The 22,843-nt window shown below is 50.3% G+C and carries 21 protein-coding genes; 13 read left to right on the top strand and 8 right to left on the bottom strand.

Annotation, left to right across the window (positions count from 1 at the left end; translation table 11 throughout):
- Positions 1 to 242 precede the first annotated feature (242 nt).
- From ACTHR7_RS10150 to ACTHR7_RS10140, 3 genes are all read right to left on the bottom strand, one after another.
- Positions 243 to 770, bottom strand: a complete 528-nt coding sequence (locus ACTHR7_RS10150; protein WP_003679606.1) for a single-stranded DNA-binding protein — start codon at positions 768 to 770, stop codon at positions 243 to 245.
- Between the two features lies 1 nt (position 771).
- Complete coding sequence (locus ACTHR7_RS10145; RefSeq protein WP_070461587.1) at positions 772 to 2,154, bottom strand: MFS transporter; 1,383 nt, start codon at positions 2,152 to 2,154, stop codon at positions 772 to 774.
- Between the two features lie 200 nt (positions 2,155 to 2,354).
- The gene (locus ACTHR7_RS10140) at positions 2,355 to 2,978 is read right to left on the bottom strand and encodes a lytic transglycosylase domain-containing protein (protein ID WP_107810815.1); all 624 of its coding nucleotides are present in this window, start codon (positions 2,976 to 2,978) and stop codon (positions 2,355 to 2,357) included.
- A 173-nt stretch (positions 2,979 to 3,151) separates the two neighbouring features.
- Here ACTHR7_RS10140 and ppx point away from each other — a divergent pair, with 173 nt between their 5' ends.
- The 4 genes from ppx (at position 3,152) to ACTHR7_RS10120 (ending at position 6,751) form a co-directional block, all read left to right on the top strand.
- Positions 3,152 to 4,660 (top strand): exopolyphosphatase, encoded by a 1,509-nt coding sequence (ppx, locus tag ACTHR7_RS10135; protein WP_070749621.1) that lies wholly within the window; start codon positions 3,152 to 3,154, stop codon positions 4,658 to 4,660.
- 87 nt (positions 4,661 to 4,747) lie between these two features.
- Positions 4,748 to 5,119: a 30S ribosome-binding factor RbfA gene (gene rbfA, locus ACTHR7_RS10130; protein ID WP_003685554.1), complete on the top strand. Its 372-nt coding sequence runs from the start codon at positions 4,748 to 4,750 to the stop codon at positions 5,117 to 5,119.
- Between the two features lie 69 nt (positions 5,120 to 5,188).
- The gene (gene truB / locus ACTHR7_RS10125; RefSeq protein WP_293208739.1) at positions 5,189 to 6,103 is read left to right on the top strand and encodes a tRNA pseudouridine(55) synthase TruB; all 915 of its coding nucleotides are present in this window, start codon (positions 5,189 to 5,191) and stop codon (positions 6,101 to 6,103) included.
- A 21-nt stretch (positions 6,104 to 6,124) separates the two neighbouring features.
- Positions 6,125 to 6,751, top strand: coding sequence for an NAD(P)H-hydrate epimerase (locus ACTHR7_RS10120; protein ID WP_440370761.1), 627 nt, complete (start codon positions 6,125 to 6,127; stop codon positions 6,749 to 6,751).
- Positions 6,752 to 6,800: 49 nt separating this feature from the next.
- Here ACTHR7_RS10120 and ACTHR7_RS10115 read toward each other — a convergent pair whose 3' ends face one another.
- Both ACTHR7_RS10115 and ACTHR7_RS10110 read right to left on the bottom strand, forming a co-directional pair.
- Positions 6,801 to 7,160, bottom strand: coding sequence for a CrcB family protein (locus ACTHR7_RS10115; protein ID WP_293208298.1), 360 nt, complete (start codon positions 7,158 to 7,160; stop codon positions 6,801 to 6,803).
- 81 nt (positions 7,161 to 7,241) lie between these two features.
- Positions 7,242 to 7,919, bottom strand: coding sequence for an energy-coupling factor ABC transporter permease (locus ACTHR7_RS10110; RefSeq protein WP_293208300.1), 678 nt, complete (start codon positions 7,917 to 7,919; stop codon positions 7,242 to 7,244).
- 164 nt (positions 7,920 to 8,083) lie between these two features.
- Between ACTHR7_RS10110 and ACTHR7_RS10105 the strand changes: the two genes are divergently transcribed.
- The 4 genes from ACTHR7_RS10105 (at position 8,084) to ACTHR7_RS10090 (ending at position 12,906) form a co-directional block, all read left to right on the top strand.
- Positions 8,084 to 11,125, top strand: coding sequence for a DNA translocase FtsK (locus tag ACTHR7_RS10105; protein ID WP_440370760.1), 3,042 nt, complete (start codon positions 8,084 to 8,086; stop codon positions 11,123 to 11,125).
- 339 nt (positions 11,126 to 11,464) lie between these two features.
- Entirely contained in the window at positions 11,465 to 12,160 is a 696-nt protein-coding gene (gene aqpZ, locus ACTHR7_RS10100; protein ID WP_440370759.1) for an aquaporin Z, read from the top strand.
- Positions 12,161 to 12,307: 147 nt separating this feature from the next.
- Complete coding sequence (locus tag ACTHR7_RS10095; RefSeq protein WP_004520787.1) at positions 12,308 to 12,640, top strand: hypothetical protein; 333 nt, start codon at positions 12,308 to 12,310, stop codon at positions 12,638 to 12,640.
- Positions 12,628 to 12,906 (top strand): NF038104 family lipoprotein, encoded by a 279-nt coding sequence (locus ACTHR7_RS10090; RefSeq protein ID WP_440370758.1) that lies wholly within the window; start codon positions 12,628 to 12,630, stop codon positions 12,904 to 12,906. Before ACTHR7_RS10095 ends, ACTHR7_RS10090 begins: the two co-directional genes overlap by 13 nt.
- Before the next feature lie 59 nt (positions 12,907 to 12,965).
- On the opposite strand, the gene radC is transcribed toward ACTHR7_RS10090, so the two are convergent.
- On the bottom strand, positions 12,966 to 13,640 hold the full coding sequence (radC, locus tag ACTHR7_RS10085; protein WP_440370757.1) for a RadC family protein: 675 nt from the start codon (positions 13,638 to 13,640) through the stop codon (positions 12,966 to 12,968).
- Between the two features lie 476 nt (positions 13,641 to 14,116).
- On the opposite strand from radC, the gene ACTHR7_RS10080 reads away from it, so the two are divergent.
- The 5 genes from ACTHR7_RS10080 to trxB all read left to right on the top strand — a co-directional run bounded on the left by ACTHR7_RS10080 (position 14,117) and on the right by trxB (position 19,613).
- Entirely contained in the window at positions 14,117 to 15,241 is a 1,125-nt protein-coding gene (locus tag ACTHR7_RS10080) for an ABC transporter ATP-binding protein (RefSeq protein ID WP_070592029.1), read from the top strand.
- A 15-nt stretch (positions 15,242 to 15,256) separates the two neighbouring features.
- Positions 15,257 to 16,222 carry an ABC transporter permease subunit gene (locus ACTHR7_RS10075; RefSeq protein WP_049335897.1) on the top strand — a complete coding sequence of 322 codons (966 nt, stop codon included), beginning with the start codon at positions 15,257 to 15,259 and terminating at the stop codon, positions 16,220 to 16,222.
- Positions 16,222 to 17,109 (top strand): ABC transporter permease subunit, encoded by an 888-nt coding sequence (locus ACTHR7_RS10070; protein WP_003679574.1) that lies wholly within the window; start codon positions 16,222 to 16,224, stop codon positions 17,107 to 17,109. The genes ACTHR7_RS10075 and ACTHR7_RS10070 overlap by 1 nt, the downstream gene beginning before the upstream one ends.
- 149 nt (positions 17,110 to 17,258) lie before the next feature.
- Positions 17,259 to 18,554 (top strand): NAD(P)/FAD-dependent oxidoreductase, encoded by a 1,296-nt coding sequence (locus ACTHR7_RS10065; RefSeq protein WP_440370756.1) that lies wholly within the window; start codon positions 17,259 to 17,261, stop codon positions 18,552 to 18,554.
- 108 nt (positions 18,555 to 18,662) lie between these two features.
- Complete coding sequence (trxB, locus tag ACTHR7_RS10060; RefSeq protein ID WP_440370755.1) at positions 18,663 to 19,613, top strand: thioredoxin-disulfide reductase; 951 nt, start codon at positions 18,663 to 18,665, stop codon at positions 19,611 to 19,613.
- 212 nt (positions 19,614 to 19,825) lie between these two features.
- On the opposite strand, the gene ACTHR7_RS10055 is transcribed toward trxB, so the two are convergent.
- Positions 19,826 to 20,833, bottom strand: a complete 1,008-nt coding sequence (locus ACTHR7_RS10055; RefSeq protein WP_440370754.1) for an IS5 family transposase — start codon at positions 20,831 to 20,833, stop codon at positions 19,826 to 19,828.
- A 219-nt stretch (positions 20,834 to 21,052) separates the two neighbouring features.
- A partial coding sequence (locus ACTHR7_RS10050) for a transferrin-binding protein-like solute binding protein (protein ID WP_440370753.1) occupies positions 21,053 to 22,843 on the bottom strand: 1,791 nt, incomplete at its 5' end.

The raw sequence follows: 22,843 nt of genomic DNA, 5'->3' as shown, positions 1-22,843 counted from the left end.
AGAAGGTGCTCATGGAAAATCCCCTAAATGTCTTAGTAGGAATTTAGGGGATTTTGGGGAATTTTGCAAAGGTCTCAGTCTGAAAAATAAACGCCTCCTGATTTATTGATTACGCATGAAAACTTAGCGAAAAACCTTTGTAAAAATCCCCTAAATCTCCCCAAGACATTTAGGGGATTTTGCAAAGGTTTCAGGCCGTCTGAAAGTATATTTTTCAGACGGCCTTTTGTATTATTCAATGATTAAAATGGAATATCGTCGTCGATATCATCAACCGGAGCGGTCGGTTGTGCCGGGGCAGGACGACGGGCTGGGGCGGCTGGGGGCTCTTGAGCTGGGGCAGATTGGTATTGCTGTTGTGGCGCTTGTTGGTAACTGCCTTGGCTTGAATGACCGCCTTGATTGTAACCGTCATCGTATGGTGCGCCGCCGCTGTTGTCGTTGCGGCCACCAAGCATTTTCATTTCGTTGGCGATGATGTCGTAAGCGGTGCGCTCGATGCCGTCTTTGCCTTGGTATTTACGGCTTTGGATACGGCCTTCCAGATACACTTGGCTGCCTTTACGCAGGTATTGACCGGCGATTTCGGCGAGTTTGCGGTACATGGTGATGTTGTGCCATTCGGTACGTTCTACGCGTTGGCCGTTGCGGTCGTTCCAAGTTTCGCTGGTGGCAACGCTGAAGTTACAGACGGCCTCGCCGTTGGGCATATAGCGGACTTCTGGGTCGCGGCCGAGGCGGCCGATGAGGATAACTTTATTCAATGACATTTTACACTCCTGTGATAATTTTTTCGGCGGCCTCTTGGTCGAATCCTTTTTGCAAGGCCTTGATATAAATGGTTTGCTTGTCTGCGCTAAAGCTGATGCTTTCAACGCCTTCAATTTCGGTCAATTTTTGGTAGAGCAAATCCGGATTTTGTTGCCATTCGGCGTTAAGCGGATAGCTGAGGTTTTTGACAGGTTTCGGTGCCGGCGAAATGACTGCCAATACCAGCCACAACAACATCAATACGCTACAAAAGGCAAATACGCCTACAAAACCGTATTTTTGGAACAATAAACCACCGGTTGCACCGCCGACAAACAAGCCGACCGACTGCATGGTGTTATACACGCCCATCGCCGTACCTTTCAAATCAGACGGTGCGATTTTCGATACCATAGACGGCAGGCTGGCTTCCAATACATTGAAACCAATAAAATAAACAATCAGATAAGCGGTAATCAACCATACCGAGTGCATTCCAAACAGCAGACCGATTTGCGCCGCGGCAATGCAGATGATACCAAGGATAAACACTTGTTTGAGTTTGTTGCGCGTTTCACCAACGATAATCAGCGGCACCATAATAATCAGGCCGGTAATGGTTGACGGCAGATAAACTTGCCAGTGATGGATTTTTTCCAAACCCAACTGCGTCATGGCAAACGGCAATGCAGTAAATAAAGCCATTTGCGCCGCATGCAAGGCAAAAATACCAAAGTCAAGATTGAGCAGTTGGCGGTTTTTCAATACCTCGCCCATACGTGAAGGCTGCGCCTGCGTGTCTTCGTGCATTTTTGACACTTCGGGATCAGGCGTCATCCAAGCAACCACACCGATACTGATTACAGTCAGAATACCGGTCAGCGCAAACAGGCCGGATACGCCGATAAAGCTGGCAATCATCGGCGCAAGCACCAGGCTGACGGAGAAGGTCAAGCCGATACTCAGGCCGATCATCGCCATCGCACGCGTCCGCACTTCGTTACGGGTCAAATCCGCAAGCAAAGCCGTTACCGCCGCGCTGACTGCGCCCGCGCCTTGAATGGCACGAGCGGCAACCAACATCTGCAGGCTGTCGGCAACTGCGGCCAAAAAACTACCCGCCGCAAACACAATCAGGCCGGCATAAATCACTTTTTTACGGCCGAACTTGTCGGAAGCCATGCCCAAAGGCAGCTGCAGCAAAGCCTGTGTCAGCCCGTAAATACCCATCGCCATACCGACCAATGCTTTATTATTTTCTGCGCCGGGCAACGAAGCGGCATACATCGCCAAAACAGGCAACACCAAAAACATCCCCAACATACGCAGTGCGTAAACGCCGGAAAGTGTGGTACTGGCACGCCACTCGTGCGGAAACATTTGAATGCGGTTATCTCTTGCCATAAATAATGTTTCAGACGGCCTTAAGTTTGCGAAAGGCCGTCTGAAAGTGTGAATTAACAGATTTTCTGATTATACAGGATTCAAAGGAATTGCATGGGGTCAAATCGCAAGCCGTTTATCGCAAACCTGCTTCATCGGTATAAAACGGTTTCAACAAAAAACAACATCACGCAACATCTGCCCTATCCCATTATCCCCAATCAACCCCACTGCCATCTATTTCGCCACGCGCCTAACACGGCATTTGGATATTTATTACTGCCCAAGCTGCCGTTAAACCTTGCCAAAGCGCGGACAACATTGCCTTTTTCGATATTGTTGTAATGGCGCAGAATGGTGCAGCCATAGCGCAGATTGGTGCGGATGTCGAAAAGGTTGTGCGACGGATTGCCGATATAGTTTTTCCAAAACGGCATCACCTGCATCAAACCGCGCGCACCCACGCCGCTGATGGCATATTGGCGAAACGCACTTTCCACTTCAATCAAGCCCAAAATCACTTGAGTGTTGAGTCCGGCACGACTGCTTTCGTATTGAATATTAACCAATAGGCGGCGGCGCTCGCCCTCATCGGGAATGAAACGTGCTAATCGGGAAGACATCGCCGCCAACCAACGCTCCCCTTCCCTCGAATCGGCAAACACCAGCCGCGCAGGGCTGGCGCTATTGATCGAACTGCGCATCACGGAAGCCACATCATCCGCCAGCGTTTCTTCACGCTGCGCCCCCGCCCATGCGGTCGCAGGCGTCAAAAGCATGGCTCCTCCGACTTGCAATAAACGGCGGCGCGATAAAAATAAGGAATCTTGGTTTTCCGATTTCATGTATTTTCTCTTTTTAGGCCGTCTGAAAAGTTCAGACGGCCTTTGATATATTGGCTTAAAATCGGCATTATAAAATACATCTATGAGCAGAATCAAAGAGCTGTATACCTTTTATTGTCAAGTGATACCGCCTCAAGTAACATTTAGGTTTTTCTAATCAACCGGTATTTTTTATGACCACCACTCCCGCCAACGTTTTAGCCTCCGTCGACTTGGGTTCCAACAGTTTCCGCCTGCAAATTTGTGAAAACAACAACGGCCAGCTGAAAGTCATCGACTCGTTCAAACAAATGGTTCGCTTTGCCGCCGGCTTGGACGAACAAAAAAACCTAAGCGAAGCCTCTCAAGAACAAGCCTTGGAATGTTTGGCGAAATTTGGCGAACGCCTGCGCGGATTTCAACCCGAAAACGTGCGCGTGGTGGCCACCAACACTTTCCGTGTTGCCAAAAACATCGCCCAATTCCTGCCCCGTGCCGAAGCGGCGCTGGGTTTCCCCATCGAAGTCATTGCCGGCCGTGAAGAAGCGCGTCTGATTTACACCGGCGTAGTGCATACCCTGCCGCCCAAAGGCGACAAAATGCTGGTTATCGACATTGGCGGCGGCTCGACCGAATTTGTCATCGGCTCGGATTTGCAACCGCTGACCACAGAAAGCCTGCCTTTGGGCTGCGTAACGTACAGCATGCGCTTCTTCCAAAACAAAGTGACCGCCAAAGATTTCCAAGCCGCCGTTTCCGCCGCGCGTATTGAAATTCAACGCATCAGCAAACTGATGAAGCGTACCGGTTGGGATTTCGCCATCGGCACGTCCGGTTCGGCAAAATCCATACGCGACGTTTTGGCAGCCGAATTGCCGCAAGAAGCCGACATTACCGCCCAAGGCATGCGTTATCTTGCCGATAGGATTATCGAAGCCGGTTCGGTTAAAAAAGCCAAATTTGAAAACCTCAAACCTGAACGCATCGAAGTTTTTGCAGGTGGATTGGCCGTGATGATGGCCGCTTTTGAAGAACTCTCGCTGACCAAAATGACCGTTACCGAAGCCGCACTCCGCGACGGCGTGTTCTACGACTTAATCGGCCGCAGCCTCAATGTCGATATGCGCGAACAGACAACGGCAGAGTTCCAAAAACGCTACCACGTCAGCCTCAACCAAGCCAAACGCGTTGCCGATACCGCGCAAGCCTTCATGAACAGCCTGTGCCACGCCAAAAACGTAACCGTTCAAGAGCTTGCCCTGTGGAACCAATACCTCAGCCGTGCAGGCCGTCTGCATGAAATCGGCTTGGATATTGCCCATACCGGCTATCACAAACACTCCGCCTACATTCTCGAAAACGCCGATATGCCGGGCTTCTCACGCAAAGAGCAAACCATTTTGGCGCAACTGGTTATCGGCCATCGCGGCGACCTCAAGAAAATGGCGGACATTATCGGCAACAACGAAATCATGTGGTGTGCCGTATTGTCCCTGCGCCTGGCCGCCCTCTTCTGCCGTTCGCGCCTGCCGCTTGATTTGCCACCGCAAACCCAGCTTCGCGTCGATGAAAACAACCACAGCTTCATCTTGCGCATCAATGCCCAATGGCTGGAGCAACACCCCCTCATTGCTGATGCGCTGGACTACGAAAGCGCGCAATGGCAAAAAATCGATATGCCTTTCTCGGTTCAAGCACAATAAACCGCGCTCCGTTATAATAGGCAGTTGTTCAAAATCCAAACCGCAGGCCGTCTGAAAACGACAGCCTGCCATACATCAAGGAAAACCATGAGAAAACCCCAACGCGGCTACGCCCGCCAAGACCGTGTCAAAGAACAAATCATGCGCGAGCTTGCCGAACTCGTCCGCACCGGCCTGAAAGACCCGCGTGCAGGCTTCATCACCATCAACGAAGTCGAAGTCACCCGCGATTACAGCCACGCAACCGTGTTCTACACTGTCCTCGACGACAGCACACGCGACATTACCGAAGAAGCTTTGGAACACGCCAAAGGCCATTTGCGCAGCGAATTGGCCAAACGCATCAAACTCTTTAAAACGCCCGAGCTGCACTTCAAATACGACGAATCACTCGAACGCGGCATGAGCATTTCCAGCCTGATCGACCAAGTGGCGGCGGAAAAACCGGTTGAAGACTGATTGATTAAAACACGCAGGCCGTCTGAACCCTTTCAGACGGCCTAAACATTAACACTCCCCCTACTTAATATGACAGCCAAACCTACCAAACGTCCGGTCAACGGCGTTCTTCTCCTCGACAAACCTGAAGGCCTCTCCAGCAACACCGCCCTGCAAAAAGCGCGGCGTTTGTTCCGTGCCGAAAAAGCCGGGCATACCGGCGTACTCGATCCTTTGGCCACAGGGCTTTTGCCTGTTTGTTTCGGCGAAGCGACCAAGTTCGCCCAATATCTGATTGATGCCGACAAAGCCTACACCGCCACGCTGAAACTGGGCGAAGCCAGCAGCACAGGTGATGCAGAAGGCGAAATCATCGCTACCGCACGCGCCGATATTTCATTGTCCGAATTTCAGACGGCCTGCCACGCCTTAACGGGCGATATCCGCCAAGTGCCGCCGATGTTTTCCGCCCTCAAACACGAAGGCAAACCACTGTACGAATACGCACGCAAAGGCATCGTTATCGAACGCAAAGCACGTGATATTACGATTTACTCCATTAATATCACTGAATTTGATGCACCCAAAGCCGTGATAGACGTACGTTGCAGCAAGGGCACTTACATCCGCACCCTCAGCGAAGACATCGCCAAACACATCGGCACATTTGCCCACCTGACCGCCCTGCGCCGTACCGAAACCGCCGGATTTACCATTGCCCAAAGCCACACGCTCGAAGCCTTGGCAGAATTGGACAAAGCCGAACGCGATGCCCTGCTGCTGCCTTGCGATGTTTTGGTGCAACATTTCCCCAAACTGGAGCTAAACAACTACGCCGTTACCATGCTCACACGCGGCCAACGCCCCCAGTTTACCGAAGACATTTCCGCCGAACAGCCCATCCGTGTGTACAGCCGAGACGGCACATTTATCGGACTGGTGGAATATCAAAAAGAAATAGGCCGTCTGAAAGCCTTGCGCCTGATGAATACCGCCGACAAATAACTTCCTGCAAAGAGAGCCATCATGAAAGTCTATACCGCCGCCCAAATGCGCGAACGCGAACAAGCAGCCGTCGATAAAGGCACAAGCTTCGACCAACTGATGGAAAACGCCGGCAGCTCTGCCGCCCGAGACCTCATGCAGCGTTATCCCAAAGCCGGACGCGCTCTGATCGTTTGCGGCAAAGGCAACAACGGCGGCGACGGCTTAGTCATGGCAAGATATATGCAGGCGCAAGGTTGGCACATCGACATTCTGTTTTCACTCGGAGAAAACCTCTCCCCCTTGGCTCAAACCAATCGCGAACGCCTCAACGGTTTGCCCCATATTGAATTGATATCCGTCCAAGAACTGGAAGGCCGTCTGAAAAAAGGTTACGACATCATTATCGAAGGCATATTCGGCACAGGCTTCAGCGGTGCGCTTCCAACCGAAATCGCCGCCCTCTGCCGCCGACTCAATCATTCAGACGGCCTGAAAGTCGCCCTCGATATTCCCACCGGCCTCAACTGCGACACTGCCGAAGCTGATCCAGATACATTCCGTGCAGACCTGACCTACACCTTTGCCGCCTACAAACCGGCACACTTAAGCGAATCCGGCAAAACCTATTGTCAAGAAACCGTCTGTTTGCCTATTGGCATTGATTAAATGCCTATAAAAAATAACAGGGTGCAATTTTGCACCCTGTTATTTTTGCTTACTTCCAAATCTGCGCCAATTTAATCCCCAGCGCCGTCAAACCAAACGAACCGAAAACATGCAGACAGGTTGCCATCAAAGCCATACCCCAACGTTGCGCCTGCATCAAACCCACCATTTCCACTGAAAAACCTGAAAATGTGGTCAAACTGCCGAGAAAGCCGGTAATCCAAAGCAAACGCCATTGAGGATCGGTTAAGAGTTCCGCCAATACACCAATCAGCAGCGCACCCAGCCAGTTTGCCGCCAATGTACCGATAGAAAAAGGCGCAGAATACACCAGCACCAAGCCAAACAACCAACGCAATACAGCCCCGACAGCGGCACCGCAAACAATGGGAAAAATATAAGCAAACATAACAAGTTAAACATTCAATTCAAAAACAGGCCATCCGGTCATTTAGGCCGTCTGAAAACCAAGCAAGGATGCCTTCATATCTTATTGCCAAATCTTAGGCGCGGATTTCAAATACCTGTCGTCATCGAAAGTACAAATCCATTGCGGCTTGAGCGCGATAAAAATAGCTGTTGAAATACCGCTCAAAAATGCCTCCGCCCAAGCGATTAAGAAGAAAACAGGAAAAGCGGTTTTCCATAATACCGCCGTATTGAATACATCCGCCCAGTCTAACAAACCGACCAAAATTACGCCGGTAAACACCATTCCGACCGCCGCAGCCCAAAAACCATTCAGAAAAATAAAGATAAAGATATTGGCAGGCAAACGCGACACCCAATGGCGGAAACCCAAGTTCACCAACAAAGGCGGAAGCAATACGGACAAGGCGTTGATGGGGAACATATGCCAATCGCCCCAAAGCCACAAATATGGAAGAAAAAACAATACGCCAAGGCAGAATGCAGCAGAAGTGCCCAGCATTAAAGCCGTCAGGTTCAAGGCAAGCAAATGATAGCTCATGCCGGCCAGTTGTCCGCTTTCCGGGGAGGCATTCAAACTCCAAGCCAGCGGCAACATCACGGCAGCCACCAAAAATGCGGAACGATGCTGCGATACCGACACCCATGCCTGCTTTGCACACAAAACAAAAATCACCAGCAACACAGGCCATGCCGCCATCACGACACCAACGGGAAACCATCCGTTTTGAAAAATCATTATCTCATCCGCAAAATGTTCAGACGGCCTATTATACGCGTCTCAAGCCATAGCTTTGACAATCCTGTCTGCCTTTGCCGTTAAAGCTTGTTTCGGCTGGTTTTGTTTACCCGAAAAAAGCGTTAGAATAACGGACTTTGCCGTTTAATTAAGGGGATGGACGCATGCTTTGGACAATATTGGCTTTAATTCTGCTGGCTGTCATAGCCGGCTTGTTCTGGTGGCGCCAGAAACAAGAGCAAAAGTGGCGCCAAGAATTGGCCCGACTCAGTGGCGACGAACAAGAAATAAACGAAGAAGACAGCCCGGTCGGTTTTTCCGGCCAACTGGACAGCCTGAAACGTTTGTTCAGCATGAACAAGCGCACTGCCGACAACCATAAAATCGCCCGCATCCGCCTGCTTTCCGCGCTCGAACACAATAAAATGCAACGCGCCGAAACAGAAGAACACGCAGCAGATCCAGTTGCCGAAGAGCCGGAACACATCGCAACGACCGAAGAAGAAATCAAAGCTGCGCCTAAAACCCGCAAATCTGCCAAACCGGAACGTATTCCTAAAATCACGCCGTTTGCACAGATGGAAGCTCCCGAATACAGCCCGTCTTTGGTGCAAAACAGCAATTTTGAAGAAATCACATTAGAAGAAGCCACCCGTTCCCTGCACGAAGCAGCGGTTGAAGAATGGAACGAGCATTTGGCCGAAAAAAATGCACCAATTTACAAAGACGAAGTTGAAACTCCATTATTGCGCGCTTCATCACTGCCGATGACCGGCATGGAAATCATCGACTATAACGACCCTATCTTGCGCCGCACACGCGAGCGTGCCTTGGCGCGTGCCAATAATGTCCGCGTGGCAGAAGCCCATGCGCCGCATATCGAAACCGTTCAGACGGCCTTAAGAACTGCCGAAAAAGAAGCCATCCTCCCCTATACTTCCATGCAGGCATTCCCTTCTGAAATCCAAGCGGAAGATATTCACGACAACCTTGCCCGCCGCACCGCCGCCCGCCACAAACTAGCTGCGGCCGTCGCCCCATTGCGCGACTACTCTCCGCGCACCATCGAAAATGACGAAATTCTGGCCAATTTGGGACAAATCAACCGTCCTGCCAGCCTGCGCCGTCAAGTTCGCCATACCGAAGCGGCCGCCGAAAGATGGGCGCGCAAACAAGCTGCCACGGAAGCTGTTGCACCACAACCTGCCGTATCGGCAACGCCGTCCCGTCCAAAACCGGCTGCGCCTGTTAAAAAATCCCCTTATATCTCCCGACCTGCCGCGCCAAACGCAACCGTAGTCGAGCCGCCTGCCGTACCGGTTGTCCCGATGGCGAAAACCGATATTCCCGAGCCGCCCGTTTTCCAAACCTCGATTGCGCCGATTGATATTCCCGAGCCGCCTGCTTTCGAACATAAAATCCAAGTGCCGATTTTTGATTCGCAAGTCAATGCGCATGTTAGCAATCAGCCTGAACGCAGTATCCGCGATTATTTAATCAGCGAATCTGCGGAAGAAGAAACAGAATTCGATGGTGAGCCGGAAGCGCCTGTACAAGCGGAAACAGAAGCGATTCAAGCGGTTGAAACGATTGAACCTGTTGAAACAATCGCAAGGCCGTCTGAATATACACAGACAGTCATTGAAACGCCTGTTCGAAGCGTAGAACCAAGCGTTCAAGAAGATACACCAAGCATAGCTATTCCAACTTCGGCAACCCTGACCGAGGCACACCTGCCGACCACTACCCTGCTCCTGCCGCCGCAGTTTGACCCAAGCGCCTCGCAAACTGAAGAACAGTTGCTGGAAAACAGCATTACCATCGAAGAAAAACTGGCCGAGTTCAAAGTTAAAGTCAAAGTGATAGACTCCTATTCCGGCCCGGTCATTACGCGTTATGAGATTGAACCTGATGTCGGCGTACGCGGCAGTGCCGTTTTGAACCTTGAAAAAGACTTGGCGCGCTCGCTTGGCGTGGCTTCCATCCGCGTGGTGGAAACCATCCCCGGCAAAACCTGCATGGGCTTGGAATTGCCTAATCCGAAACGCCAAATGATCCGCCTGAGCGAAATCTTCAATTCGCCTGCGTTTACCGAATCCAAATCTAAACTGACTCTCGCTCTCGGCCAAGACATCACCGGCCAGCCTGTTGTGACAGACTTGGCTAAAGCGCCGCATCTGCTGGTTGCCGGTACGACAGGTTCGGGTAAATCCGTAGGCGTGAACGCCATGATTCTGTCCATGCTCTTCAAAGCAACGCCGGAAGACGTACGCATGATTATGATTGACCCGAAAATGCTGGAGCTGAGCATTTACGAAGGCATTCCGCACCTGCTCGCCCCTGTCGTGACCGATATGAAATTGGCTGCAAACGCCCTGAACTGGTGCGTCAACGAAATGGAAAAACGCTATCGCCTGATGAGCTTTATGGGCGTGCGCAACCTTGCCGGTTTCAACCAAAAAATTGCCGAAGCCGCCGCGCGTGGCGAAAAAATCGGCAGCCCGTTCAGCCTCACGCCTGAAAATCCTGAACCATTGGAGAAACTGCCGTTTATCGTGGTCGTGATAGATGAGTTTGCCGACCTAATGATGACTGCAGGCAAAAAAATTGAAGAACTGATTGCCCGTCTTGCCCAAAAAGCGCGTGCAGCCGGCATCCATTTGATTCTTGCCACTCAACGCCCAAGCGTGGATGTCATTACCGGCCTAATTAAAGCCAATATTCCGACACGCATTGCTTTCCAAGTGTCCAGCAAAATCGACAGCCGCACGATTCTTGACCAAATGGGTGCGGAAAATCTGCTCGGCCAAGGCGATATGCTGTTCCTGCCGCCCGGCATCATCTATCCGCAACGCGTACACGGCGCATTCGCATCAGACAACGAAGTACACCGCGTAGTGGAATACTTGAAACAATTCGGCGCGCCTGACTATATCGACGATATTTTAAGCAGCGATTCGACCGAGGACTTTACCGGTACAAGCCGCAGCAACGACAGCGACCTCGACCCCATGTATGACGAAGCCGTTTCCGTTGTCTTGAAATCGCGTAAGGCCAGCATTTCCAATATCCAACGCCAACTGCGCATCGGCTACAACCGCGCCGCCCGCCTGATTGACCAAATGGAAGCCGACGGTATTGTTTCCCCGGCGGAAAACAACGGCAACCGCACTATCTTGGCGCAAAGCAGCGACCATCTGGATTAATTTATCCTTGTTTAAAATTAAGGCCGTCTGAAAACTTTCAGACGGCTTTTTTATCAGATAATCAATTCAAAGATTCCGATCAAATTAATAATCTGTAAATAATATTACCTACAAAACCAAATGCTTTTGCATTAACGGCATTTGCTTCGTTATTAAATAAACCCAGTCTCAATAAACAAAATCTAACCTGCAAGATATATCTCCCTATCCATTCGTCGCCATTTTCAGACGGCCTTTTGTCAAGACCGGAAAAAACAGGTAAATCCGTTTTTCGATTAGAAGCAATATTATTATGATTCATGCCTTCGGCAACACCCCAACCTTTACGAGGAAAAACAAATGAAAAAATATTTTGCAGAATTTTTCGGCACTTTCTGGCTGGTATTCGGCGGTTGCGGCAGCGCAGTTTTGGCAGCAGCCTACCCTGAGCTTGGCATTGGCTTTGCCGGTGTCGCTTTAGCATTCGGTTTGACCGTACTGACCATGGCTTACGCCGTCGGCCACATTTCCGGCGGCCACTTCAACCCTGCCGTTTCCGTCGGCCTTTTCATCGGCGGCCGTTTCAACGGTAAAGACCTGTTGCCTTACATCGTATCCCAAGTTATCGGTGCGATTGCCGCTGCGGGCGTTCTGTATCTGATTGCTTCCGGTAAAACCGGTTTTGATGCTGTTGCTTCCGGCTTTGCCAGCAACGGTTTCGGCGAACACTCTCCTAACGGTTACGACATGATGGCTGCTTTGCTGATCGAGTTCGTACTGACCGCATTCTTCCTGATCATCATCATGGGTTCTACCGACAAATTGGCTCCAGCCGGCTTTGCCCCTATTGCCATCGGCCTGGGTCTGACCCTGATTCACTTAATCAGCATTCCTGTAACCAATACTTCCGTCAACCCTGCACGTTCTACCGGCGTTGCCTTGTTCCAAGGCGGCTGGGCTGTTGAACAACTGTGGTTGTTCTGGTTGGCTCCTATTGCCGGCGCAGCAGTTGGCGCGGCTATTTACCGCTTCGTTTTGGCTAACGGCGACAAATAATCTTGACGAAATGACATTCCCGGTACGGCCGACACCTTAAACCGTCCGCATCCAAGTTGCCGAGACATAAACGCACCGCCTGACTCAGACGGTGCGTTTGTTTTTGCCATGTTACAATACTTTCTTTTCTCACACTCTCAAACCATCATGCAAACCTTACCTTTTCAAACCGATATCGCCGCCAGAATGCTGGTCAATACCGAAAACGAAACCATCCATCCCGATGCCGTATTCGTACAAACGCAAAACGGCTATTGGATTGCTTGGCACGACCAACAAGCCGCGCTGCTTGCCCCCGACACACCACCCGATATTCCCTGCTTTTGGGTAGAAGGCGCAGAAAGCTTGGAAGAGCTGGTAAGCATGGTAGAAAACGGTGAATTTGACGAAGTTGAAGAATTTGACGGCGATGATGATGCTTGGCAAGAAGCACTCGGATGCGGCCATCATCACGAAGGACACTGCGGATGCAGCCATTGAGATGCACCAAACGCCTGCTTCCGGCACTTGCCCTTTGTCTGATGCTTAACGGCTGTGTTGTAGGCGCGGCTGTCGATTTGGCTGCTACAACCGTCCTGACTGCCGGAAAATTGGTTGTTAAAGGAACAGGTGCAGTGATTGATGCCGCCATTCCTGACGGTAAAAAAGACAAGGATAAAGAAAAAGAGAAGGAAAAGAGCAAAGAAAAGCCAAAATCGGAAGAAATCATCCACAAAGAAGATTCCTCCGATGAAGTAACGCAATAATCCTTCAGACGGCCTCAGTAAGGTAACCAATCCTACTGAGGCCGTCTGAACATTCATCCTTACATATAGCCCTGTTCGCGCAAAGAGCAGGTTTCTTTTGCCGTCACGATAAAATGATCCAACAGCGTAATATCGACCAAACTTAAAGCCTGTTTCAAACGCTCTGTAAACTGCACATCAGATTCAGACGGCCTTGCCGAACCGCCCGGATGATTGTGTGCCAAAATCAAACTGTCGGCATATTCATCCAATGCCAATTTAACGATTTCACGGATATAAACCGTATTTTCCGCCACCGTACCGCGCGACAATTCCCGTACCGCAATCAATTGATTTTGACGGTTAAGCAGCAACGCGACGCTGACCTCGATTTTTTCATGCCCAAGATGCAGGCGTAGATAATCCGCAACCGATTTCGGGTTTGACAAAACCATCTGCTCCTGCAAATCCTCACCCAAAATCCGCCGTCCGATTTCTTTGACCACGGCAAACTGAGTATAGCTCGCCAAGCCCATACCCTTATAAGCAGGAAGTGTTTTGGCATCCGCACTCATCAGCTTCCCCAAGCTGCCAAACTCACTCAACAAATAACGCGCTAAATCAACCGCACTCATCCCGCGCGTTCCGACACGCAACAAAATCGCCAGCAACTCCGCATCACTCAACGCCGCCGCACCGTGCGCCAAGAGCTTCTCGCGCGGCCGCTCCCCTTCGGGCCATTCTTTGATACTCATGTTTTCCCTTTTATTTATATAGCGGATTTAGTTTTAATTCCGAGTAAAACCGCCTCGCCCGATATAAAACGTAATCCATTATGGTTTTAGTAAATAAATTTAATTTGCGTATTTTATTCTATTTTGAATAATTATTTAAGACATATAGATAATAATTACCCCCTTTTGTGCAGAAAAACAACGTTACCCATTTTTACTATCTTGTTTCCCTGCCTGCCTTTCCTTTCATATTTGTTTCAAATCAGCCGATACAAGCAATTTCATATTGCCCCTATGAGGCTTAGGCTAATATAATATTGAGTTTGCCGAAAGCAAAAGCTTAGGCTTAAACTGCTTTCTATCCACGCTGCCCGTGCGCTTTACAAGAGTTTCAGACGGCCTCCGTCCGACTCCCGCCAGCAATCAAACAGCTTTTTATCACCCATTCGAAAATCCGTTTTGCCGGTACTCGTCTTTCTTTTTGGAGTATTGCCATTATGACCGCAACCACTGCGTCTTCAGCCAAACCTTATTTGCAAATCCAAGGCTTGGTGAAAAAGTTTGGTGACAATTACGCTGTCGATAACATCGACTTGGACATCTATCAACACGAAATCTTCGCCCTTTTGGGCAGCTCAGGCAGTGGCAAATCTACGCTGCTGCGCATGTTGGCAGGCATGGAAAGCCCAAATCAGGGCAAAATCATTCTCGACGGTCAAGACATTACTAAGCTTGCTCCGTACGAGCGCCCAATCAACATGATGTTCCAAAGCTATGCCCTGTTCCCGCACATGAGCGTTGAGCAAAACATCGCTTTCGGTCTGAAACAAGACAAAATGCCTAAAGGCGAAATCGACGCCCGCGTCGAAGAAATGTTGCGCCTGGTGCAAATGACCAAATACGCCAAACGCAAGCCGCACCAACTTTCCGGCGGTCAACAACAACGTATCGCTTTGGCGCGCAGCCTGGCAAAACGTCCGAAAATCCTGCTGCTTGACGAACCTTTAGGCGCACTCGATAAAAAACTGCGCCAACAAACCCAACTGGAATTGGTCAACACGCTGGAACAAGTCGGCGTAACCTGCATCATGGTTACCCACGACCAAGAAGAAGCGATGACGATGGCTACCCGTATCGCCATTATGTCCGACGGTCAATTGCGCCAAGTCGGTACGCCTAGCGACGTGTACGATTATCCTAATAGCCGCTTTACTGCCGAATTTATCGGCGAAACCAATATTTTTGATGGTGTCGTCATTGATGACCGCGCCGATTTCTCCATCGTCAAATGTGACGGCTTGGAAAACCACGTCCGCATCGACCACGGTTTGGGCGTTCCGAACGACCATGAAATTTGGATCAGCATTCGCCCTGAAGACATTGATTTGCACAAAGAAAAACCGGAACACTTAGGCGTGCACAACTGGGCTCAAGGTACAGTCAAAGAAATTGCCTACCTGGGTAGCTTCGCGATTTACCACATCAAACTCGCCAACGGCCGTGTCGTTAAGAGCCAAGTTCCCGCACCTTATTGGTATGTGCGCAACATTACTCCGCCGACTTGGGACGAGACCGTCTATATCAGCTGGCCTGAAAACCAACCTACGCCTCTGTACAGTTAATTTGAGGGAAATGCAATGGACCTTAAAAAACTGAAAAAGAAACTGTTTCGCCGTCCTGGACAGCGTGCAGTTATTGCCGTGCCGTATATCTGGCTCTTGGTGTTGTTTCTGATTCCGTTCGCCATCGTCTTGAAAATCAGCTTTGCCGAACAAGAAATCGCCATTCCACCATTTACGCCTTTGACGACGATTGATGAAGACTTAGGCCGTCTGAACATTGCCATCAGCTATCAGAACTACGCCGACATCTTCCAAAACTTTTGGAATACGCTCAATCCGTTTGGCGACAGTGAAAACAGCAATATCTATCTGATGACCTACTGGTCTTCGATTAAGACCGCGCTGACGACGACCATCATCTGCCTGTTGATTGGTTATCCGACCGCTTATGCCATTTCACGCGCCAATCCTGCTGCGCGCAACGGCCTGCTATTGGCAATCATGCTGCCTTTCTGGACCTCTTTCCTGTTACGTGTTTACGCATGGATGGGCTTATTGGGTCACAACGGCATCATCAACAACTTCTTAATCAAATATGGAATCATCAGCGAGCCTTTAGACCTGTTCTACAATGCTTTCTCGCTGAATTTGGTGATGGTTTACGCCTATTTGCCGTTTATGATTTTGCCGCTGTACACACAATTGGTAAAACTGGACAACCGTCTGCTCGAAGCCGCTTCCGACTTGGGCGCAGGTCCGATCAAATCGTTCTTTACCATTACCCTGCCTTTATCCAAAACAGGCATCATCGCAGGCTCTATGCTGGTCTTCGTTCCGGCCGTCGGTGAATTTGTGATTCCTGAATTGGTGGGCGGCTCTGAAAACCTGATGATCGGTAAAGTATTGTGGCAGGCATTCTTCGACCAAAACAACTGGCCGCTGGCTTCTGCCGTCGCCGTCGTCATGGTTGCCCTGTTGGTTGTACCGATTGCCCTGTTCCAGCACTATGAAAACCGCGAATTGGAAGAAGGAGGCAAATAATGCAGAAAACCAAATTATCCTGGTTCTTGAAACTGATGCTCCTGCTCTCGCTGGCATTCCTCTATATTCCGCTGGTGGTTTTGGTCATCTATTCTTTCAATGAATCCAAACTGGTTACCGTTTGGGGCGGTTTCTCAACCAAATGGTACGGCGCATTGATGGAAAACGACACCATCTTGGAAGCGGCCTGGCTGTCATTGCGTATCGCCATCGTTTCGTCGCTTGCCGCCGTGGCACTCGGCACATTGGCTGGTTACGCCATGGCGCGTATCAAACGCTTCCGAGGCAGCACCCTGTTTGCCGGTATGATTTCCGCGCCTATGGTGATGCCTGATGTGATTACCGGTTTGTCCATGCTGCTGTTGATTATTCAGGTGCAAATGTTCCTGCAAGGCAGCGAATTGCTGCAATCGCTCTACTTCGATCGCGGCTTCTTCACCATCTTCCTCGGCCACACCACACTTTGCATGGCGTACATTACCGTCGTTATCCGCTCGCGCTTGGTGGAATTAGATCAATCCTTGGAAGAAGCTGCAATGGACTTGGGTGCCCGTCCGCTGAAGATTTTCTTCGTGATTACCCTGCCGCTGATTGCCCCTGCAATTGCTTCCGGCTTCCTTTTGGGCATTACCCTGTCTTTGGACGACTTGGTGATTACCTCCTTCCTGTCAGGCCCGGGTTCATCGACATTGCCGCAAGTGATTTTCTCCAAAATCAAACTCGGCCTTGACCCTCAGATGAACGTTTTGGCAACCATCCTGATCGGCATCATCGGTACGCTGGTTATTGTCGTTAACTACTGGATGATGCGTCAGGCAACCAAACGGGAACGCGAGGCTGCCGAAGCCTACCGCCAAGAAAAATTGGCAGCCGAGAAAGCCGCCTAATATGCAGACAGGCTGTCCGATAAAGTGTCGGAACAGCCTGTTTTATTAACTGCATCTTATCCTTTCAGACGGCCTGAACCCAAACCCACATCCCAGTCCGTCTGAAAACCTATTTTCAATGAAGTGAAAACAAACCTAAAGCTCAAATCATGATTAATCCCAGCTTCAAAGAATACCTTCCTTCCTACTATGTCAGCACGGCCAATCCCCATCCGTCTTATCCGACGCTTGAAGGCCGTCTGAAAACTGAAACCTGCGTTATCGGCGGCGGCCTGTCCGGCTTATGCACCGCCCTACCGCTTGCCGAAAACGGCTATGAAGTCATCGTACTTGAAGCCGCTCGTATCGGTTTCGGCGCATCAGGTCGCAGCGGCGGACAAGTCATCAGCGACTTTGCCTGCGGCATGGAAGAAATCGAAAAACAAGTCGGCTTGGAACAGGCACAATGGTTCTGGCAGCAATCCCTGCAAGCCGTTGAACTGGTTGACTCGCGCATTCAAAAACACAACATCCAATGCGATTGGCAACGCGGCTACGCTACCGTCGCCGTCCGTCCTCAGCATTGGGAAGAATTGCAGCAATGGCACGAACACGCTCAAAAACATTATGGTGCAAGCCATTACCAGCTTTGGGATAAAGCCACGCTGAAACAACAACTTGCCAGCGATATGTATCAAGGCGCGCAATTTGATCCTTTATCCGGCCACTTACACCCGCTCAATTACACCCTAGGCATTGCCAAAGCGGCAGCCGATGCAGGCGCACAACTTTTTGAGCAATCCCCGATGACACGTATCGAACCATGCGATAACGGCTGGCTGGTTCATACGCCCAATGGCAGCATTGAGTGCAAAAACCTCGTTTATGCCGTCAATACTTATGCCGGTTTGCACCCAAAATTCAAAGTATTGGAACAAAAAGCCATTGCAGTCAGCACCTTTATCATTGCCACCGAGCCTCTGGGCGAACGTGCCAAAGACCTGATCCGCAACAATATGGCCATCTGCGACAACCGCCACGTCCTCGACTACTACCGCCTCAGCGCCGATGGTCGCCTGCTCTTCGGCGGCAAAGACAACGAGTTTATCGATGACCCAGACCGCATGACCGAACTCGTCCGCCAAGACATGCTGAAAGTTTTCCCGCAACTTGCCGATGTCAGAATCGAGCATTCTTGGGGCGGCGAATGCGACATTACGCGCAACCTCGCCCCACATTTCGGCCGCCTCGCCCCTACCGTTTTCTACGCCCAAGGCTATTCCGGACACGGCATGGCGATTACCGGCATTGCCGGCTTGGCGATTGCCGAAGCCATCATGGGTGATGACGGCCGTCTGAAACCTTTCGAGCAACTGCGCCACAGCAACATCATTACCCAGCCTTTCCTACGCAAACTCGGCTCTTTCCTCGGCTCAAAATACTATCAATGGAAAGACAGCCACTAAACCCAAGCAACAAACATATTTCAGACGGCGGCAGATTCAAGTAAAATTCAGGCCACATGAAAGCTTAGATACAACAAAATTCAATCATTTATCAGCAAGGAAACCATCATGAGCAACCATCATAAACTCATCATCCTCGGCTCCGGCCCTGCCGGCTATACTGCCGCCGTCTATGCCGCCCGCGCCAATCTCAACCCTGTGATCATTACCGGCGTTGAGCAAGGTGGACAACTGATGACCACCACCGAAGTGGACAACTGGCCTGCCGATGCAGAAGGCGTACAAGGTCCAGAACTAATGGCCCGTTTCCAAGCTCATGCCGAACGCTTCGGCACTGAAATGATTTTCGACCAAATCCACACCGTTGATTTGCAAAACCGTCCGTTTACCCTCAAAGGCGATATGGGCGAATACACCTGCGATGCGCTCATCGTTGCCACCGGCGCATCCGCCAAATATTTAGGTTTGCCAAGCGAAGAAATCCTTGCAGGAAAAGGCGTTTCCGCCTGCGCAACTTGTGATGGTTTCTTCTACAAAAAACAAGATGTTGCCGTAGTCGGCGGTGGTAATACCGCAGTAGAAGAAGCCCTCTACCTTGCCAATATCGCTAACACCGTTACCCTGATTCACCGCCGCGATAGCTTCCGTGCCGAAAAAATCATGGTGGACAAGCTGATGCAACGCGTCGAAGAAAGCAAAATCATCCTCAAACTCAATAGCTCGGTTGATGAAATCTTGGGCGACGAAAGCGGCGTTACCGGTGCACGCCTGAAACATAATGACGGCAGCACTGAAGAAATCGCTGTAAAAGGCGTTTTCATCGCCATCGGCCACAAACCCAACACCGATATTTTCAAAGGCCAACTCGATATGGATGAAACTGGCTACCTGAAAACCAAAGGCGGCACCGGTGACAATGTCGGCGCAACCAATATCGAAGGCGTATGGGCGGCAGGCGACGTCAAAGACCATACCTACCGCCAAGCCATCACCAGCGCAGCTTCCGGCTGCCAAGCCGCGCTTGATGCCGAACGTTGGCTCGACCGCCACGGCGTATGAGCCTCTAAGCTACGTCCTATTCTTTAAAACATAATCAAAAGGCCGTCTGAAATTTCAGACGGCCTGAGACCTTTGCAAAATTCCTTTCCCCCAACAGCCGAAACCTAAACACAGGTTTTCGGCTGTTTTTGTTTCGAATATCCACTGATTCTACTCAAATACCCCCCTTAATCCCCCTTGGATACCCGATAATCAGGCATCCGGGCCGCCTTTTAGGCGGCAACAGGCACACTTAGCCTGTTGGCGGCTTTCAATAGGTTCAAACACATCACCTTCAGATGGCTTTGTACACTTACTTTGAGCAGACCAAAATAGACTGCCTGGGCATAGCGGAATTTACGGTGCAGCGTACCGAAGCTCTGTTCGACCACATAACGGGTTTTTGATAAATATCGGTTACGTTTGGTTTGTGCTTCCGACAGCGGATGTTTGCGGTGGGCTTTGCGCATAATGCCGTCCTGCAGCCGACGCTCTTCCAGATGTTGTCGGTTTTCCTCACTGTCATAGCCTTTATCGGCATAAACGGTCGTACCTTTGGGTAACCCTTCCAACAAAGGCGACAGGTGTTTGCACTCATGGGCATTGGCGGGGGTAATGTGCAGTTTCTCGATATAGCCTTCCGCATCGGTACGGGTATGTTGTTTGTACCCGAGTTTGTAGAGGCCGTTTTTCTTTATCCAACGGGCATCGCTGTCTTTACTCGGCGTGGTTTGGCCGCTGATTTGCCCTTCTTCATCGACTTCTATAGCCTGGCGTTGTTTGCTGCCGGCGGTCTGAATAATGGTGGCGTCAACGACAGCGGCGGATGCTTTCTCTACTTTTAGGCCTTTTTCGGTCAGTTGACGGTTGATCAGTTCCAGTAATTCGGACAGGGTGTTGTCTTGCGCCAGCCAGTTGCGGTAGCAGCATAAGGTGCTGTAATCAGGGATGCTCAGTTCGTCAAAACGGCAAAACAGGTTGAAATCGATGCGGGTGATGAGGCTGTGTTCGAGTTCGGGATCGGAGAGGCTGTGCCATTGTCCGAGCAGGACGGCTTTGAACATGGACAACAGGGGATAGGCGGGACGGCCGCGGTGGTCTCGAAGGTAACGGTTTTTTTGACGATTCAGGTATTGTTCGATCGGCTGCCAATCAATCACCTGATCCAACTTCAATAGTGGGAAGCGGTCGATGTATTTGGCAATCATAGCTTGCGCGGTTTGCTGGAAGAAGGTGCTCATGGAAAATCCCCTAAATGTCTTGGTAGGAATTTAGGGGATTTTGGGGAATTTTGCAAAGGTCTCAGATTATCTGAAAATAAGATTCAAGGTTTTCAGACGACCTTTTAGCGGGTAAATTGCTCTCTAGATTGTTGTTACCGTAAAAGGTCGTCTGAAAATCCTATCCGATCAAAAACAAACCGCCCTTTCGAGCGGTTTGTTTTCAGCTTAAACAGACAGTTATTGTTTTTTGCCACCGAATACACCGAAGGCATTGTTACTTGTATCTTTTTTGTCATGATAACTGTATCGCCCGGCCATTTCGGCAGCTTTGTCACCGTAGAATCCGCCAGTTACAGAGCCTTGTTCATCTGAAGAAGTCCATTTACCGTTAAAACTGCTGCCTGTAATATCTGCAGTAAAGGCTCGTTCATTCATGAACCATCTGTCGCCACTATTGATTTTACCTGCGATGGTTTTGGTATCGAAGTTAACATCGGCGGTAAATGAACCGGTGGTACGGTAGGTGTTGCCGGCATCCACCCAGTTTTCCTTATTATCCAAGTTGCGGGCACGGAAATTCAACACCTCGCCTGCGTATTTAGCCGTACCGGACGGTAGAGAGGTACTCATTACCCCCTGAACAAACAAGGAGTAGGCATTATCAGCAAGTTTTGCCGCACCGAAGACAACATTGCTCAAATTGCCTGAAGCAACAAACGATTTGTAGTCCGAACCCAATTCAGTTTGATGGAGCTTGTTGGTAACAGGTGCCAAAGCGATTGCCGTACCGTTGATGACGACTTTGGTCAAATCGGCGATATTCGATAAGAAGTATTGCTCGCCTGTTTCGCCTTTTTTCAATTCGGTTGCGGCAGCGTCAACTTTAGGCTGAGTTACAGGCGCATCAGGTTTGGTAACCGGCGCATCAGGCTGTCCGCCTGCTTGAGCTGCATCTTGGCGTTTTGCACCAAACACACCGCGCGCCACTACGTCTTCATCACGTTGGTTTTTGCCTGCCGCACTATATGTACCGGCAAGTTGGTCTGCCTTCGCGCCAAAGAATCCGCCTTGCATCGTACCTTGCTTGTTGGAGAAGGTGTTGCCGTGCAAATCGCCATTGAAAGACAGATTTTCCGCCATATCGCGCGCATTGGATTTGACGACACCTGCAATCCTGTTGCCACCACTACCACCGCCAACCGTTTGATCGGAATAGCGGTTGATGCTGACATTGATGGTTTTTTGGTCGAAATTGACTTTTGCGGTAACATCGGTTGCTTTGGCGGCAGGATACAGATTGGCCAGCTTGGCTTGCGAACCGGTTTCAAAAATTTCTTGCAGATCTCTTGTATTGATCGGCAGTCCGTTTTGGAAATGCAGGCCGATGCCTTTATAGGTTGCATCCCCTCTTTGGGCTGCAACGGTATCACTGCCTGATGGCGTGCCTTGGACAAACAACGCCTGTTTCACATCACGCAGATCACTGACATCGGCAACACCGCCGTAACGAACGTCAGGCAACAGGTCGCCGCTGTGTACCGCATATTGTGCTGCATCGGTTTTACCGCCGTTCATACTTTTTTCGCCCAACGTAAACTCACCCGCTTTAACGTCTTTGGTATTAATGGCGACACCATCAAGTACGACGCTGTTTTTATCCGAGGCAGTCGGAGCTTCGGTTTTGGCATATTCCAAATCGCCGGTTTCACGTTTTTTCGCTACCAAGACACCGCCATCCAGAGCCTTGCCCATTACTTTGCCTTCGCCGCCAAAACCTTGACCTGAATTGGCCTCATTGGCTTTCTTAGCTTCCTCAGCTTTCTTGGCTTCCTCAGCTTTCTTGGCTTCCTCAGCTTTCTTGGCTTCTTCAGCTTTCTTGGCTTCTTCAGCTTTCTTAGCTTCTTCAGCTTTCTTGGCTTCTTCAGCTTTCTTAGCTTCTTCAGCTTTCTTGGCTTCTTCAGCTTTCTTGGCTTCTTCAGCTTTCTTGGCTTCTTCAGCTTTCTTGGCTTCTTCAGCTTTCTTGGCTTC

The sequence above is a fragment of the Neisseria sp. P0007.S010 genome, from assembly GCF_051962875.1.
GTDB classification, from domain to species: domain Bacteria; phylum Pseudomonadota; class Gammaproteobacteria; order Burkholderiales; family Neisseriaceae; genus Neisseria; species Neisseria subflava_A.
Note: the sequence above shows the minus strand (reverse complement) of the source record. Positions and strands in the feature narration are given on the sequence as shown.